The following is an 849-nucleotide window of genomic DNA, read 5'->3' on the forward strand; positions in this document are numbered from 1 at the left end:
GTGTTGAAACTGACCGACGGGGGTGGTTTGTTCGCGGTAGGCTCCCAGGGGTCCTGAGCTATAGGTGTGGTTGCCATCGTAGTTGGCGAGGTCCGTCGTCAGGGTATCACCGACGTGAAAGGGGCTAGTGGTTCCGGCGCGGGCTGCATATTCCCACTCCGCTTCACTGGGCAATCGGTAGGGTTTGCCGATTCTCTTCGAGAGGCGATCGCACCACTCCATTACATCATACCATGCAACCGATTCAACGGGAAGATTTAATCCTTTAAAATGTGAGGGGTCTAGGTTCAGGTCCCGTTGGAGTTTGGGGAAACTAGCCACTTGTCGCCATTGTGCTTGGGTAACGGGATATTTCCCCATGAGGAAGGGTTTAATCGTGACTTGGTGTTGGGGTCTTTCCTTATTTAGTGAACTTCCAGCTTCACCACTCGGCGCACCCATTTTAAAGGTTCCCCCCGGAATTTTTACCATCTCCAGAGTCACCCCATTTCCCAGGTCTTCGATAATACATTCAGCCTGACCGCGACTGCGGTTAATTTCTTGTCCCTTTGAATTGACCGTAACGATGTCAAATTCAAACTTCTGGGTTGGGGGTTTTTGACCATCAGAAGATGGCTGTAAATCTGCCCAAACTTCGGCTACAGATTGATAGCGTTTTTTAAAGACTGTCTCAACCAAACGGTCTAATATTTTACCTAATTTATCACTCACCTGATTGCCATTTAAATGCTCACGCCACACCCATTGTGCTTCTAAGGGGTCATATAAATTCGACGGACTCACTTGGGTTAGCAGGTATAAACAAGTCACCCCTAAACTATATAAATCACTCCCATATTGAGGTTTTCC

Annotated in this window: 1 protein-coding gene; it reads right to left on the reverse strand. The window is 48.1% G+C overall.

Annotated features, from left to right (window positions below; all coding sequences use genetic code 11):
* On the reverse strand, positions 1-849 hold an 849-nt coding region (locus ACTIE0_RS24755), incomplete at both ends, for a formylglycine-generating enzyme family protein (protein ID WP_439517066.1).

Source organism: Limnospira sp., assembly GCF_051859755.1.
Taxonomy (GTDB): Bacteria; Cyanobacteriota; Cyanobacteriia; order Cyanobacteriales; family Microcoleaceae; genus Limnospira; species Limnospira fusiformis.